General features: G+C 48.3%; 10 protein-coding genes and 1 tRNA gene. 10 read left to right on the forward strand and 1 reads right to left on the reverse strand.

Annotated elements, in window-relative coordinates; genetic code table 11:
• Window positions 1-42: 42 nt before the first annotated feature.
• A tRNA-Gly gene (locus CI595_RS06730) sits at window positions 43-113 on the reverse strand.
• A gap of 326 nt (window positions 114-439) precedes the next feature.
• On the opposite strand from CI595_RS06730, the gene leuB reads away from it, so the two are divergent.
• The 10 genes from leuB (at window position 440) to CI595_RS06780 (ending at window position 13,360) form a co-directional block, all read left to right on the forward strand.
• Window positions 440-1,522 (forward strand): 3-isopropylmalate dehydrogenase, encoded by a 1,083-nt coding sequence (gene leuB / locus CI595_RS06735; protein WP_095172530.1) that lies wholly within the window; start codon window positions 440-442, stop codon window positions 1,520-1,522.
• A gap of 47 nt (window positions 1,523-1,569) precedes the next feature.
• Entirely contained in the window at window positions 1,570-3,237 is a 1,668-nt protein-coding gene (gene ilvD / locus CI595_RS06740) for a dihydroxy-acid dehydratase (RefSeq protein ID WP_095172531.1), read from the forward strand.
• A gap of 35 nt (window positions 3,238-3,272) precedes the next feature.
• Complete coding sequence (ilvB, locus tag CI595_RS06745) at window positions 3,273-4,958, forward strand: biosynthetic-type acetolactate synthase large subunit (RefSeq protein WP_095172532.1); 1,686 nt, start codon at window positions 3,273-3,275, stop codon at window positions 4,956-4,958.
• A gap of 171 nt (window positions 4,959-5,129) precedes the next feature.
• Window positions 5,130-6,212 (forward strand): 3-phosphoserine/phosphohydroxythreonine transaminase, encoded by a 1,083-nt coding sequence (serC, locus tag CI595_RS06750; protein ID WP_095172533.1) that lies wholly within the window; start codon window positions 5,130-5,132, stop codon window positions 6,210-6,212.
• 2 nt (window positions 6,213-6,214) lie between these two features.
• On the forward strand, window positions 6,215-7,378 hold the full coding sequence (locus CI595_RS06755; RefSeq protein ID WP_095172534.1) for a phosphoglycerate dehydrogenase: 1,164 nt from the start codon (window positions 6,215-6,217) through the stop codon (window positions 7,376-7,378).
• Window positions 7,379-7,878: 500 nt separating this feature from the next.
• The gene (locus CI595_RS06760; protein ID WP_095172535.1) at window positions 7,879-9,114 is read left to right on the forward strand and encodes a DUF1015 domain-containing protein; all 1,236 of its coding nucleotides are present in this window, start codon (window positions 7,879-7,881) and stop codon (window positions 9,112-9,114) included.
• Window positions 9,115-9,117: 3 nt separating this feature from the next.
• The gene (gene hydE, locus CI595_RS06765) at window positions 9,118-10,176 is read left to right on the forward strand and encodes a [FeFe] hydrogenase H-cluster radical SAM maturase HydE (protein ID WP_095172536.1); all 1,059 of its coding nucleotides are present in this window, start codon (window positions 9,118-9,120) and stop codon (window positions 10,174-10,176) included.
• Window positions 10,177-10,197: 21 nt separating this feature from the next.
• Window positions 10,198-11,619 (forward strand): [FeFe] hydrogenase H-cluster radical SAM maturase HydG, encoded by a 1,422-nt coding sequence (hydG, locus tag CI595_RS06770; RefSeq protein ID WP_095172537.1) that lies wholly within the window; start codon window positions 10,198-10,200, stop codon window positions 11,617-11,619.
• A gap of 13 nt (window positions 11,620-11,632) precedes the next feature.
• Entirely contained in the window at window positions 11,633-12,820 is a 1,188-nt protein-coding gene (gene hydF, locus CI595_RS06775; RefSeq protein ID WP_095172538.1) for a [FeFe] hydrogenase H-cluster maturation GTPase HydF, read from the forward strand.
• 48 nt (window positions 12,821-12,868) lie between these two features.
• Entirely contained in the window at window positions 12,869-13,360 is a 492-nt protein-coding gene (locus CI595_RS06780) for a GNAT family N-acetyltransferase (protein WP_095172539.1), read from the forward strand.
• Window positions 13,361-13,373 lie beyond the last annotated feature (13 nt).

Here is a 13,373-nt window from a genome sequence, read left to right on the forward strand (position 1 = left end):
GGCCTGAACCACTGTATATACAGTACATTCAGCCTTTCAATAAGCAGATAACGGGAATCGAACCCGCCTCTCCAGCTTGGGAAGCTGGCGTTCTACCGATGAACTATATCTGCATACAAGTATAATTAAGGAAAATGAAATCCCCAGACATGCACCAGCCTGCGCGTGTTCCTCCGGGATATTCATATGTGTGAACCGAGACACCGCAGATACGGGCGTAACCGCTAACCGCACTCCTCCCGGAACTGATGCGTTGAGAGTATTATAATCCAAAATATTGCTATTTGCAAGAGTAATTTTGAACTGTTATAGCTTATATAACGAAAAAGAATAGCAGACTGCCTTATTATGCCTTGAAATATAAGCGAAAAAGGATTATCATAATTAAAATACTATATTGCGATAACATACGACAATTGTACGACAGGAGGAGAATCTCATGAACTATAAAATTGCATTGATCCCAGGTGATGGAATCGGACCCGAGATTGTGGCAGAGGCTAAAAAGGTGCTGGATCAGGTATGCAGAGTCTACGGCCACAGCTTTTCTTATGAGGAGGTGCTTCTGGGCGGAGCTTCCATTGATGTGCACGGTGTGCCGCTGACAGATGAGGCTGTGGAGACTGCAAAAGCTTCGGATGCTGTGCTTATGGGGTCCATAGGAGGAGATGCCAAAACCTCTCCCTGGTATCAGCTGGAGCCTTCAAAACGTCCGGAGGCAGGACTTTTAGCAATCAGAAAAGCCCTGAATCTGTTCGCCAATCTACGTCCGGCCTATCTGTACGATGAACTGAAAGGTGCCTGCCCTCTTAAGGAGGAAGTGATCGGCGATGGATTTGATATGATCATTGTCAGAGAGCTGACCGGCGGCCTGTATTTTGGTGAGAGAAAAACCGTGGTGGAAAACGGTGTGACAACAGCCGTTGATACCCTTACATACAATGAAAATGAAATTCGCAGGATTGCTGTCAAGGCTTTTGATATTGCCATGAAAAGAAATAAAAAAGTCACAAGCGTGGACAAAGCCAATGTACTGGATTCCTCCAGACTCTGGAGAAAGGTAGTGGAAGAGGTGGCAAAAGACTATCCGGAGGTGGCACTGGAACACATGCTGGTGGACAATTGTGCTATGCAGCTTGTCCATGATCCGGGTCAGTTCGATGTCATTCTCACAGAGAATATGTTCGGTGATATTTTGTCTGACGAAGCCAGCATGGTGACAGGTTCCATCGGAATGCTCTCCTCAGCCAGCTTAAATGAGACAAAATTCGGGCTTTATGAGCCGAGCCACGGTTCGGCTCCTGATATTGCGGGAAAAGGAATTGCCAACCCCCTTGCAACTATCTTATCAGCAGCCATGATGCTGCGCTACTCTCTGGACCTGGACAAAGAGGCAGATGCTGTGGAAGCAGCTGTACAGAAAGTCCTCACTGAGGGTTACCGCACAGTGGATATTATGGCAGACGGTATGAAACAGGTGGGTACCAAAGAGATGGGAGATCTGATCGCAGAGAGGATCTGAGATTTGAATGAGATAAGATCGGATAACAGAAAGGATTGTGAAAGAGTATGAGAAGTGATGCAGTAAAAACAGGCATGCAGCAGGCACCGCACCGTTCCCTGTTCAATGCCCTTGGAATGACAAAAGAGGAGCTGGAGAGGCCGCTGGTTGGTATTGTCAGCTCCTACAATGAGATTGTACCGGGCCACATGAACCTGGATAAAATTGTGGATGCCGTAAAATTAGGTGTTGCTATGGCAGGGGGAACCCCTATCATGTTTCCGGCTATTGCTGTCTGCGATGGTATTGCCATGGGACATACAGGAATGAAATATTCTCTGGTAACCAGAGATTTGATCGCAGATTCCACAGAGGCCATGGCTATGGCACATCAGTTTGACGCTCTGGTCATGGTGCCCAACTGTGACAAGAATGTGCCGGGCCTTTTGATGGCAGCAGCCAGGATCAATGTACCGACTGTATTTGTAAGCGGCGGCCCCATGCTGGCAGGCCGTGTGCATGGGCAGAAGAGAAGTCTTTCCTCCATGTTCGAGGCTGTGGGTTCCTACAGTGCGGGAACCATGACAGCAGAGGAAGTGGAAGAGTTTGAAAATAAAGTATGCCCCACCTGCGGCTCCTGTTCCGGTATGTACACTGCAAACAGCATGAACTGCCTGACTGAGGTGCTGGGTATGGGATTAAAAGGAAACGGTACCATTCCGGCTGTATATTCCGAGAGGATCAAACTGGCAAAACATGCAGGGATGCAGGTAATGGAAATGTACAGACAGAATATCCGGCCCCGGGATATTATGACAAAAGACGCTATCATGAATGCTCTGACTGTTGACATGGCTCTTGGATGTTCCACCAACAGTATGCTGCATCTGCCGGCGATCGCCCATGAGATCGGATGGGATTTTGATATTACCTTCGCTAATGAAGTGAGTGCGAAGACGCCCAACCTGTGTCATCTGGCACCTGCAGGCCCCACCTACATAGAAGACTTAAATGAGGCCGGCGGTGTATATGCAGTCATGAACGAGCTTACGAAAAAAGACCTGCTGAATCTAGACTGTATGACAGTGACGGGAAAAACAGTAGGTGAAAATATCAAGGATTGCGAAAACAGGAACCCGGAAGTTATCCGTCCTGTAGAGAACCCTTACAGCCAGACAGGTGGTCTTGCGGTCCTGACCGGTAATCTGGCACCGGACGGCGGGGTGGTAAAACGCTCTGCAGTCTGTGAGGAGATGATGATGCACGAAGGTCCTGCGAGAGTCTTTGACTGCGAGGAAGATGCCATTGATGCCATCAAAGGCGGCAAAATCGTGGCAGGGGATGTTGTGGTGATCCGTTATGAGGGGCCAAAGGGTGGTCCCGGCATGAGAGAGATGCTGAACCCAACATCCGCTATTGCAGGTATGGGACTTGGTTCCAGCGTGGCCCTGATCACGGACGGACGGTTCTCCGGTGCATCCCGTGGGGCTTCTATTGGCCATATTTCTCCGGAGGCAGCCGTAGGCGGCCCTATTGCCCTTGTGAAAGAGGGAGATATCATCCGCATCAATATTCCGGAAAATAAGCTGGAACTGGCAGTTTCAGAGGCGGAAATGGATAAGAGAAAAGCTGAGTGGCAGCCAAGAGAGCCGAAAGTGAACACAGGATACCTGGCACGCTATGCGGCTATGGTAACCAGCGGAAACAGGGGTGCCGTTCTGGAAATCCAGAAATAAAAACAAAAAAAGATAACGGTTGGGAGGATTTCAATATGCAGTTGACAGGAGCAGAAATAGTAATCGAATGTTTAAAAGAGCAGGGTGTAGATACCGTTTTTGGTTATCCGGGCGGAACGATTCTGAATATTTATGATGAGTTATACAAACACAGCCATGAGATTCATCACGTACTCACTTCCCACGAGCAGGGAGCAGCCCATGCAGCGGACGGCTATGCCCGTTCCACAGGAAAAGTGGGGGTATGTTTTGCAACCAGCGGCCCAGGTGCCACCAACCTTGTGACAGGGATCGCAACAGCGCACATGGACTCTGTCCCCGTCGTTGCCATTACCTGTAATGTGGGGGTTCCCCTTCTTGGAAAGGACAGTTTCCAGGAGGTGGACATAGCAGGCGTTGTTATGCCTATTACAAAACACAGTTTTATTGTAAAAGACGTGAAGAAGCTGGCAAAAACCATCCGCCGTGCTTTTGTCATTGCGAAGAGCGGACGTCCCGGCCCGGTCCTTGTGGATATTACCAAGGATGTAACCGCGGCCAAGACAGAATTTGAAAACATAGTGCCAAAGCCGGTAAAACCCTCAGTGGCTGAGATTGAAGAGGCAGATCTGACGAAAGCTGCAGATATGATCCGGGAGGCAAAGCGCCCCTTCATTTTTGTTGGTGGTGGAGCCATTGCAGCGGATGCCTGGGAGGAGCTGCGCGTTTTAGCCCACAAAATCCAGGCACCTGTGACCGATTCCCTTATGGGAAAAGGTGCGTTTTCCGGGGAAGATGAGTTGTATACAGGTATGCTGGGGATGCATGGAACCAAGGCTTCCAATCTGGGTGTGACAAAATGCGACCTGCTCATTACCGTCGGAGCCAGATTCAGCGACCGTGTAACCGGCAATACCAGAAACTTTGCCAGAAACGCAAAGGTGATCCAGATTGATGTAGATGCGGCGGAAATCAATAAAAACGTGCTGGTTGACTGCAGTGTTGTGGGAGATGCCAGGGAAGTGCTGAAACGCCTCAATGACATGCTGGAGCAGAAAGAACATAAAGAATGGCTGGAATACGTTGAGGACCTGAAAGAAAAATATCCTCTGCGCTACAATGAGGAAGGTTTAAGCGGTCCGGCCATAATTGAGGAAATCTACCGTCAGACAAAAGGCGATGCCATTATCGTTACAGAAGTGGGTCAGCATCAGATGTGGGCTGCCCAGTATTACAAATATAAAACACCCCGCACATTTTTGTCCTCAGGCGGACTGGGAACCATGGGCTACGGTCTTGGTGCAGCCATAGGTGCCAAGATGGGCAATCCTGACAAGGTAGTTATCAATGTGGCGGGAGACGGCTGTTTCCGCATGAATATGAATGAAATTGCAACCGCTACAAGAAATGATGTTCCTCTCATTCAGGTAGTCATCAACAACCAGGTCCTGGGAATGGTTCGGCAGTGGCAAACTTTGTTCTATGAAGGCAGATATTCCAATACAGTATTAAAGGATAAAGTTGATTTTGTAAAATTGGCGGAAGCTATGGGGGCAGTGGGAATCCGCGTGACCACAAAGGAAGAACTCAGGGAAGCCTTAGCAAAAGCCATTGCGTTAAATACAACGGTTGTTCTGGACTGCATGATCGACAGCGACGATAAGGTATTTCCAATGGTGCCGGCAGGAGCCAACATTGAGGATGCATTTGACGAGGAAGACCTGAAAGCAAAACAGAAATAGCATGTCTTTTGCAGAAAGACAAATGTTTTTATTGACAATAATATAACAAAGGGGTAGAATACTTCTTGTCAAGCAATTTATGCCACGTGTCCTCAAAAAGGGCATGTGGCGTTACTATTAGAAGTGCTTTAGAGAGATATAAGAGTAAAGCAATAGAGGAGGAAATGACAAGTGAGCAGAGTTTATAACTTTTCAGCAGGGCCGGCGGTTCTGCCGGAGGAAGTGCTGCAGGAAGCAGCAGCAGAGATGCTGGATTATAAGGGAACAGGCATGTCCGTCATGGAGATGAGCCACCGTTCCAAAGCGTTCGAGGATATCATACATACTGCAGAGGCAGATTTGAGAGAACTGCTGCATATTCCTGACAACTATAAAGTATTATTTCTGCAGGGCGGTGCCCACCAGCAGTTCGCCATGATTCCCATGAATCTGATGAAAAATAAAGTGGCTGACTACATTGTCACAGGCCAGTGGGCGAAAAAGGCATGGCAGGAGGCACAGAAGTATGGGACTGCAAACAAGATTGCGTCCTCTGAGGATAAGACATTTTCCTATATTCCCGATTGTTCTGACCTTCCCATAAGCCCGGATGCGGATTATGTATATATCTGCGAAAACAACACGATCTACGGAACCAAGTTTAAAACACTGCCAAATACAAAAGGCAAAACTCTGGTAGCGGATGTTTCCTCCTGCTTCCTCTCCGAACCTATGGATGTGGAAAAATACGGTATTATTTACGGCGGCGCACAGAAGAATATCGGTCCTGCCGGAGTGGTGATCGCCATCATCCGCGAGGATTTGATCACAGAGGATGTGCTTCCCGGAACACCAACCATGCTGACATACAAGACACATGCAGATGCAGAGTCCTTGTACAACACACCTAACTGCTACGGTATCTATATGTGCGGCAAGGTATTCCAGTGGCTGAAGAAACAGGGCGGACTGGAAGCCATGAAAGAGCATAATGAGAAAAAAGCCAAAATCCTTTATGATTACCTGGATGAGAGCGCGATGTTTAAAGGAACCGTGGAACCGGATTCCCGCTCTCTTATGAACGTGCCTTTTGTCACGGGAGATAAAGAGTTGGATGCAAAGTTTATCAAAGAGGCTTCAGCGGCGGGATTTGTTAACCTGAAAGGCCACAGAAGCGTAGGAGGAATGCGTGCCAGTATTTATAATGCCATGCCTTTAAAAGGTGTGGAGGCTCTGGTTGCTTTCATGAAAAAATTTGAAAAGGAGAACGTTTGATCATGTACAGATATCACTGCTTAAATCCAATTTCCGGTGTGGGACTGGAGCATTTCCCGGCCAAATACGAGAGTACAGACAATATATCGGATGCCGACGCTGTGCTGGTGAGAAGTGCAAACATGCATGAGATGGATCTTCCGAAGAATGTGGTTGCTATCGCCAGGGCAGGTGCGGGTGTCAACAATATTCCTTTGGAGGAGTGTGCAAAGGACGGTGTGGTAGTCTTCAACACACCAGGGGCCAACGCCAACGGTGTAAAAGAGATGGTCATTGCCGGAATGCTGCTGGCATCCAGAGATATTGTGGGTGGTATTGAATGGCTGGAGCATCAGGATGCCACGGAAGATATCGGAAAACTGGCTGAGAAAAAGAAAAAACAGTTTGCCGGCTGTGAGATCAGCGGCAGAAAGCTGGGGATTATCGGCCTCGGAGCCATCGGTGTAAAGGTGGCAAACGCAGCCGTACATCTTGGAATGGAAGTATACGGTTATGACCCGTTTATCTCTGTGGACGCAGCGTGGAATCTTTCCAGAAGTATCCATCACATCAATGATCTGAATGTGATCTACAAGGAATGTGATTATATCACCATCCATGTGCCGCTGATCGAATCTACAAGAAAGATGATCGGCGCGGATGAGATCGCCCAGATGAAAGAGGGCGTGGTTCTTCTGAACTTTGCAAGAGATCTGCTGGTAGATGAGGAAGCTCTGGCGGAGGCACTGAAAGAGGGCAAAGTAAAAAAATATGTGACAGACTTTGCCAACCCGCTGGTGACCAGCACACCCAATACTCTGGTAACTCCCCATCTGGGAGCATCCACAGAGGAATCGGAAGACAACTGTGCGGTGATGGCAGTGAAACAGCTTATGGACTTTCTGGAAAACGGAAATATCAAGAATTCCGTAAACTATCCGGACTGTGATACAGGTGCCTGTGTGGATGTGGGAAGAGTTGCCATCAACCACAAAAACATTCCAAACATGATCAGTCAGTTTACCAGAGTACTGGGTGATGCGGGTGTGAATATATCCAACATGACTAATAAGAGTAAAGGTGACTTTGCTTATACACTCCTTGATGTGTCCACCCCTATACCGCGTGAGGTCGCAAAAGAGCTGAAAAATATACATGGTGTGTATCGTGTTCGTATAGTAAAATAATAGCTGTGATGTAACGGTTCAGTACCCTCACAGTTGCAGGCAAAGATCCATGCAGAATCGCCTTTGGCGATGGGATTTTTGCTTGGCTGTGGTACACTTTCTTACGGTCAGCGCAGTGAATGCGCAGACCTACGGAATAGTTACGCTGTGATACTAATTTTGGCAGCATGAGTCATTGTCGGGCCTGTCTTGAAACTTCGGTTTCAGGGCAGGCTTTTTGCATAAATAATTGTGCCTATTTCATTGTATTTTAAGACTATATACGGTATAATTTTACTATAGCGTTATAAAAAGACATCAATATATTTGGGGTGTGAAAATGAGCAGAAAAATGAAAAAACCGGAAACATTCATACAGAAGAGAGTCCGCAGCGCAAAGCGGATAAAATCTTTTTGCGGTGCGCTTAGAAGGAATCATAAGCGGCTTGGGAAGGTATTCCATGGTGTCTGCGAAGTCGCTGCCCATGTTATGGAGAAAAAATTATAAAGGAGAGCAGATAATGGCGGTAGTAAAACCATTTTGTGCAGTGCGTCCCCAGGAAAATCTGGCATCAAAGATCGCCGCACTGCCTTATGATGTATATAACAGAAAAGAGGCGAAAGAGGAAACCGAAAAAAATCCGTATTCTTTTTTGAAAATTGACCGGCCGGAGACACAGTTTCCGGATGATGTGGATATGTATGCACCTGAGGTTTACAAAAAGGCCAGAAAGATATTCTGGAACATGATGGAAGACGGAGATTTTCTTCAGGATGTGGACCCGAATTTTTATCTCTATGAACTGACCAGAAACGGACATGTACAGACAGGGATCGTGGCTTGTGCTTCCATTGATGATTACATGAACGGCATCATCAAAAAACATGAGAATACCAGGGTGGAGAAAGAGCTGGACCGCATTCGCCACGTGGATGTACTGGAGGCACAGACAGGTCCTATTTTCTTGGCTTACCGTGCAAATGCGGATTTCAGACACCTGATAGAGGTGAAAAAGAAGGATTTCCCTATTTTTAACTTTGTATCAGAGGATGGGATCCGGCACAGGGGATGGATGATCTATGAGTCGGCCATGACCCACAAGATAGAAAAAACCTTCCGGGCCATGGACAGCATTTATATTGCGGACGGTCATCACAGGGCAGCCTCAGCCATTAAAGCGGGGCTGAAACGGCGCCAGGAGAATCCCAATTATACAGGCAGGGAGCCGTTCAATTATTTCCTGTGTACCCTGTTTGCGGATGAGGAGCTGGAAATCCTGGATTATAACCGGGTGGTGAAAGACTTAAACGGCTGTTCCGAGGAGGAGTTCCTGGAAAAAGTAAGAGAACGATTCTATGTATCAGAACCCGGAACAGAAGCGGTATCTCCCCGGCAAAAGGGTGAATTCGGCATGTATCTGGGTGACAGATGGTATACACTCAACATAAAGGACGAATATCGTTCCCCGGATGTGGTGGACGGACTGGATGTGGCTTTGCTGCAGAACAATCTGCTGGAGCCTGTGCTGGGAATCCGGGAGCCGGCAAAAGACCCCCGCATTGATTTTATCGGAGGGATCCGGGGGCTGGGTGAGCTGGAAAAACGTGTTTTGACAGACTGTAAAGCAGCTTTTTCCATGTACCCCACTTCCATGGCAGAGCTTTTTGCTGTTGCAGATGCCGGAAAGCTCATGCCGCCAAAATCCACCTGGTTTGAGCCTAAACTCAGAAGCGGACTGTTTATCCACAGGATATAGAATATGAGAGAGCATTTATATGATAAGATCGATCGTCTGGAAGCAGGGGAATCCCTGGACAGGGAGACCTATACGGAGCTGATCGAAAAGCGGGATGAGGAACTTGCCGGTTATCTGTTTGCTAAAGCAGCACAGATGCGGGAGAAATTTTACGGCAGCCGTATTTACATAAGAGGACTGATTGAGTTTACCAATTACTGCAGAAACGACTGTTATTACTGCGGGATCCGAAAAGGGAACCGCAGGGCAGAGCGTTACCGCCTTGAGAGGGAAGAAATCCTAGAGTGCTGCACAAAGGGCTATTCTCTTGGCTTCCGAACTTTTGTGCTGCAGGGGGGTGAGGACCCCTGGTATACGGATGACAGGATCACAGAACTGGTCCGTACCATAAAGAAAAAATACAGCGACTGTGCTGTGACTCTCTCCGTTGGGGAAAAGGAGAGGGAGAGTTATGAACGGTATTTTGAAGCAGGGGCGGACCGGTATCTGCTCAGACATGAGACAATCTGCGAAAAACACTATAAAACCCTGCATCCGCCTTCCATGTCCTATGCTCACAGGCAGGAATGCCTGAAAAATCTAAAGGATATTGGATTTCAGACAGGATGCGGTTTCATGGTGGGAACACCGGGACAGACGGCGGAGGATCTGGCAGATGAACTGCTCTTTTTAAAAGAATTCCAGCCAGCCATGGTGGGGATCGGGCCTTTTATTCCGCACAGGGACACTCCTTTGGGGAATCAGGCACCGGGAAGCGCAGAGCTTACCCTGTATCTGCTGGGATTGATCCGTCTGCTGCTTCCAAAAGTCCTTCTGCCTGCCACAACTGCCCTTGGAACCATTTCCCATGACGGGCGGGAGCGGGGGATACTGGCAGGGGCCAATGTGGTGATGCCAAACTTATCGGCTTCACTGGTACAGGGAAAATACGAACTGTACGACCATAAGATTTACACAGGCGCAGAAAATGCCGCCGAACTGGAACTTCTTCGCAGCCGCATGAAAAAAATCGGCTGTGAAGTGACTGTAGACCGGGGAGACACTAAAATGGATACCCGGTAAAGAGAAAAGGAGAGGGTAAAAATGAGTTACGATCCGAAATCACTGAAAGCAGAGGAATTTATTTCTCACGAAGAAATCCAGGAGACACTTGCCTATGCTGAGGCAAATAAGCACAATGAGGCGCTTATTGACCAGATCATTGAGAAGGCAAAGCTTCGTAAGGGCCTGACCCACAGGGAAGCTTCCGTACTGCTTAACTGCGACATCGAGGAGAAGAACCAGGAGATCTATAAACTGGCTGAACAGATTAAAAAGGATTTCTACGGGAACCGGATTGTTATGTTTGCGCCCCTTTATCTGTCCAATTACTGTATCAACGGCTGTGTGTACTGTCCCTATCACAGGAAAAACAAACATATAGCAAGAAAGAAACTGACACAGGAGGAGATCGTAAAAGAGGTAACAGCTCTGCAGGATATGGGCCATAAGCGCCTTGCCCTGGAAGCGGGCGAGGACCCTCAGAACAATCCCATTGAATACATACTGGAGAGCATCAAAACCATTTACAGCATCAAACATAAAAACGGAGCCATCCGCCGTGTCAACGTAAATATTGCCGCCACCACAGTGGAGGATTACAGAAAACTGAAAGATGCCGGTATTGGCACCTACATCCTCTTCCAGGAGACCTACCACAAAGAGAGCTACAAGAAGCTTCATCCCACAGGACCAAAGAGCAATTACGATTATCACACCGAGGCCATGGACAGAGCGATGGAAGGCGGTATCGACGATGTAGGTCTTGGGGTACTGTTCGGGCTGGAGATGTACCGCTATGAATTTGCAGGGCTTCTTATGCATGCAGAGCATCTGGAAGCTGTCCATGGTGTGGGACCTCACACCATCAGTGTTCCGAGAGTGAAACATGCGGACGATATAGATCCCTCTGCGTTTGATAACGGCATTGATGATGATATCTTCGCCAAATTGGTTGCCTGTATCCGAATTGCAGTGCCGTATACAGGCATGATCATTTCCACAAGGGAAAGCAAAGAGTGCAGGGAGAGAGTGCTTCACCTGGGGATCTCCCAGATCAGCGGCGCTTCCAGAACAAGTGTGGGTGGTTACAGCGAACCGGAACCGGAAGATGAGAATTCCGAACAGTTCGATGTGTCTGATAAGAGAACCCTGGACGAGGTGGTGCACTGGCTGATGGATATGAAATATATCCCCAGCTTCTGTACCGCATGTTACAGGGAAGGCAGAACGGGGGACCGGTTTATGAGTCTGTGTAAGACAGGACAGATCCAGAACTGCTGTCATCCCAATGCGCTGATGACCCTGAAAGAGTTCCTCATGGACTATGCAAGCCCAGAGACAAGAAAGATCGGGGAAGAGCTGATCCAATCTGAGCTTGTGAACATTCCAAGGGAAAGGACAAGGGAGATCGTAGTGGAACGCCTGGCAAAGATTGAAAATGGAGAGAGGGATTTCCGTTTCTGAGAGGAGGATACACATGAGTCTGAATGCAGCACCCTCCGCAAACCGGGTACATATCAGCTTTTTCGGACGCCGTAACACCGGAAAGTCCAGCCTGCTCAATGCGGTTACCGGACAGGATATGGCAGTGGTATCTGATGTTAAAGGGACAACTACCGATCCGGTGCAAAAAGCTATGGAGCTTCTGCCAATAGGCCCTGTTTTACTGATTGATACGCCGGGGATGGATGATGACCAGGAAGGCCTTGGCATCCTCAGAGTAAAGAAAGCAGAGCAGGTGCTCCACAAAACCGATGTTGCAGTCCTGGTTGCAGAGGCAGGGAAAGAACTGACCTCCATGGAACGGCAGTTAATAGAACTCTTTGAGAAGAGAGGGCTGCCTTATCTGCTGGTCTATAACAAGATGGATTTACTGTCGGAGGAAAAAATACCGGAGACAGACCATGAAATCTATGTGAGTGCCCAGAAAGGCATCCATATCTTTGAACTGAAGGAGAAACTGGGAAGCCTTGCAGGAGAAGGGCAGGAGCATCCCCTTGTAAAGGATTTGGTATCACCGGGGGATTTTGTGCTCCTGGTGATCCCCATTGATAAAGCAGCGCCGAAGGGCAGACTGATCTTGCCGCAGCAGCAGGTCATCAGGGAACTTTTGGATACCGGAGCAGTGCCTCTTGCCGTACAGGATGACAGGGTGGAGGATGTGCTGGGGCGTCTTGGGGAGAAACCGCGGCTTGTGATTACGGACAGTCAGGTGTTCGGCAAAGTGAGCAGAGCAGTTCCGGCGGCTATACCGCTCACTTCTTTCTCTATTTTATTTGCGCGGTACAAAGGGATTTTGGACGGTGCACTGAAAGGCGCGTATACGCTTGATGATCTGAAGGACCAAGATAAAGTGCTGATCAGTGAAGGCTGTACCCATCACCGGCAGTGCAATGATATCGGCACTGTGAAGATGCCCCGCTGGATTGAAACGCATACCGGAAAGAAGCCGGAGTTTGTCTTTACCTCCGGAACCGGATTTCCGGAAGATTTGACACCGTACCGGCTGGTGGTGCACTGTGGAGGCTGTATGCTCAATGAGCGTGAAATGCAGTGGCGCAGAAATCAGGCTGTCTCACAGGGAGTGCCCATGACAAATTACGGCATAGCCATTGCGCATATGAACGGTATTTTGCAGCGGAGCCTGGAAATATTCCGGCGATGAGTAACGGATACAGGGACAGATCACTGTACCGGGCGGGAGGGTATCTTTATGGAGTTTGTTGCGATTGATGAGACAAACCGGGAATGCGTCAATGAATTTATAGAAAGCCAATGGCATGCAGCGGAGATGGTCATACGCGGCAGTGTTGTGGATATGACCGGGACAGAGGGCATTGTTGTCTGGGAAAAGGGAAATATTGTGGGACTTCTGACGTATTTGATCAGGGACGGCATCTGTGAAATCGTATCCCTGGACAGCCGCCAGGAGGGCAGAGGCATCGGAAGGACCTTAATTGAGAAGATAAAAGAGACTGCAAGAAGGAAAAAATGCAGAAGGCTTGTGGTGATCACAACAAATGACAATATCCAGGCCATACGGTTTTACCAGCGCTGCGGGTTTGATATGGCCCATCTGTATCACAATGCCCTGAACCTTTCAAGAAAGCTGAAACCGGAGATTCCTCTTATAGGGGCAAACGGAATTCCTCTGATGCATGAGATAGAATTTGTAATGGATCTGGAACCGTTGAGGAATAGATAGGGAAAAATGCTCC

This window comes from Blautia hominis (assembly GCA_002270465.1).
Classification (GTDB): Bacteria; Bacillota; Clostridia; order Lachnospirales; family Lachnospiraceae; genus Blautia; species Blautia hominis.